Source organism: Accumulibacter sp., assembly GCF_029255285.1.
Lineage (GTDB): Bacteria > Pseudomonadota > Gammaproteobacteria > Burkholderiales > Rhodocyclaceae > Accumulibacter.
Genome location: NZ_JAPUVI010000049.1, coordinates 1 through 2,533 on the forward strand (window position 1 = coordinate 1; position 2,533 = coordinate 2,533).

A 2,533-nucleotide genomic window follows, 5' to 3' on the forward strand; every position below is an offset into this window, starting at 1 on the left:
CGCTTGGTTGATAAAACCCCCGTGGTGCAAGCCACGGGGGTTTTTCGTTGGATGTCGCGTATCCTGGCCGGCCGTATGGCTCCGGTAGAATCGAGGTTTTCCCCGCCACCTCGCCGCATGCAATCTCTCTGGATGATCGTCGCCAGCCTGCTGTTCGCCTGCATGGGCGTCTGCGTGAAACTCGGCTCCGGCCACTTCTCCACCGGCGAACTGGTGTTCTACCGCGGTTTCGTCGGATTCCTGATGATGCTGATGCTCGTGCGCCTGCAGGGCATTTCCTGGACTACCCCGCACTGGCGCATGCAGCTATCGCGCGGACTCTCGGGCACCCTGTCCCTGATGTGTTACTTCTTTGCCCTGAGCATTCTGCCCCTCGCCACCGCCGTCACCCTGGCCTACACCTCACCGCTATTCGTCGCGCTGTTGCTCGTACTGTGGTTTCGCGAACGTCTCGGAATCAAAGCCTTTGCCGCCATTGGTCTGGGCTTCGTCGGTGTAGTGCTACTGCTCAAGCCAACCTTGCGGGCCGATCAATGGGTCGGTGCAGTCGGCGGAATCGGGTCCGGACTGATCGCGAGCGTAGCCTATGTCAACGTGCGCGAACTTGGCCGTGTCGGCGAGCCGGAAGCCCGGACGGTGCTGTGGTTTTCCTTTGTGACCAGCCTGCTCGGCCTCTCTTGGACACTACTCGCCGGCCAGCTGCACGCGATTGATCTGCAAAATGCCGCCATTATCCTCGGCGTCGGTGGTTTCGGCGGCTGTGCGCAATTAGCCATGACCCGCGCCTACCGCTATGGAAAGACCGTCGTTTCGGCCAACCTGTCGTACTCAACAGTGATATTTTCGAGCCTATTCGGCGTCGCGTTATGGAACGAGCACTTGCCTTGGACCTCGGCGCTGGCCATCGCCATCATCATCGCCAGCGGCGTGCTGGTTTCCCTCGCCTCGCGCCAGCCCGCACCGGCAGCGGAGTCCGATTGAAGCGGGTGCACCGCGAGGCTACACTGACGACATCCCGTCATTTCCATAGAAAGCACAGGCCATGATCACCATCGACAACCAGGAAAACCGGGTCAATCTCACGGTCTTCGGCGAATTCACGTTGGCCGACTACAAGGAATTCGAAGAAATCTTCAATTACAAGGTGCGCTTTGAAGGGCCGGTCAATCTGTTCTTCGATCTACGCGAAATGAGCGGATTCACCGTCGACATGGCGCTCGAAGAAATCCGCTTCGCCCGCGCTCACTCCAACGACTTCGCGCGCATCGCCATCCTCACCGACGATCAGTGGATCACCTGGAGCGCGTGGTTGTCACAGATCTTCGTCGCAGCCAAGGTGCGTGTTTTCGAAGATCTGGACGATGCCGAAGCCTGGCTCGGCGGTATCGAATCGGTCGTCTGAGGTTCACGTCGTGCCCGCGCCCTTTTACAGCCTCATCAGCGTTCAGGAATTGGCCAAGCTGGCCACGCCCGCCTGGCGGATCTTCGATTGCCGCTTCAATCTGGCCGACCCACCAGCCGGTCGTCAGGCCTACATAGCGGGGCATCTGCCGGATGCCTGCTTTCTAGACTTGAACGAAGACCTTTCCGGCCCCCTGTCGGGCCTCAATGGCCGCCACCCCCTGCCCGACCCGCAACTGCTCGCCGACAAGCTTGGCAGCCTGGGCGTCGGCTCCGACACGCAGGTTGTGGCTTACGACGACAGCGGCGGCATGTTCGCCGCGCGCCTCTGGTGGCTGCTACGCTGGCTAGGACACGACCGGGTCGCGGTATTGAACGGCGGCTTCCAAGCTTGGTTAGCGGGCGGACATCCGCTTGCCACCGATTGTCGCGAACCAGTCGCGACAACGTTCATGCCCAAACCCAGGTCCGGCATGCGGGTCGATGCCAATTACGTTCACAGCCACCTGCACAGCCCGTCCATGCTGCTCATCGACGCCCGCGCGCCAGACCGCTTTCGTGGCGAGAACGAAACGCTTGATCCTGTCGGTGGCCACATTCCAGGCGCAATCAACCGATTCTTCCGGGACAACCTGGATGCCAACGGCTGCTTCAAGGCAGCCGCGCAGCTTCAGGAAGAATTCGGCGCCCTCATCAAGGGCGGCGATGCCCACCACGTGGTGCACCAATGCGGTTCCGGCGTCACCGCCTGCCACAATCTACTGGCAATGGAAGTCGCCGGACTCTCGGGCGCCAGACTCTATGCCGGATCGTGGAGCGAATGGTGCGCCGACCCTGCCCGGCCCATCGCAACCGGGCAGTAAATAAGAGGCCGGTTATCTGCTCAAGAGTCGGTCAGCCCTTGCCGAACATGGCCGCAAGGCCGGCGAGGGCTTGTCCGACATCAACGCCTTCGGCCCCGGTGTCGGGCAACTGACCGTTCGGCGTCAAACCATCGACGACGCCCGGCAACAAATTGGCAATATGTCCCGCCAGTTGCTCGCCCGGAATACCGAGTTGTGCCGCCATATCGCTCAATTCGGCACCGCCGAACACCTTCCCGATCTGCTCGGCGCTCACCGGCAGATTCTGC

At 61.4% G+C, this 2,533-nt stretch carries 4 protein-coding genes; 3 read left to right on the forward strand and 1 reads right to left on the reverse strand.

The features are described from left to right. The first annotated feature begins 117 nt into the window (after nt 1-117). The 3 genes from Q1M07_RS07295 (at nt 118) to Q1M07_RS07305 (ending at nt 2,264) form a co-directional block, all read left to right on the forward strand. Nucleotides 118-981, forward strand: coding sequence for a DMT family transporter (locus Q1M07_RS07295; RefSeq protein WP_300452541.1), 864 nt, complete (start codon nt 118-120; stop codon nt 979-981). Between the two features lie 61 nt (nt 982-1,042). Then, nucleotides 1,043-1,402: an STAS/SEC14 domain-containing protein gene (locus Q1M07_RS07300; protein WP_300452535.1), complete on the forward strand. Its 360-nt coding sequence runs from the start codon at nt 1,043-1,045 to the stop codon at nt 1,400-1,402. 10 nt (nt 1,403-1,412) lie between these two features. After that, nucleotides 1,413-2,264, forward strand: a complete 852-nt coding sequence (locus Q1M07_RS07305) for a sulfurtransferase (RefSeq protein ID WP_300452537.1) — start codon at nt 1,413-1,415, stop codon at nt 2,262-2,264. A gap of 31 nt (nt 2,265-2,295) precedes the next feature. Here Q1M07_RS07305 and Q1M07_RS07310 read toward each other — a convergent pair. Further along, nucleotides 2,296-2,533, reverse strand: a 238-nt coding sequence (locus tag Q1M07_RS07310; RefSeq protein WP_300452539.1) for a YidB family protein, incomplete at its 5' end; no start/stop codon positions are given.

Bases quoted from the DNA above. Each gene is read 5' to 3' on its own strand.
- Q1M07_RS07300 (WP_300452535.1), top strand. From the start codon at position 1,043: ATGATCACCATCGACAACCAGGAAAACCGGGTCAATCTCACGGTCTTC.
- Q1M07_RS07295 (WP_300452541.1), top strand. From the start codon at position 118: ATGCAATCTCTCTGGATGATCGTCGCCAGCCTGCTGTTCGCCTGCATG.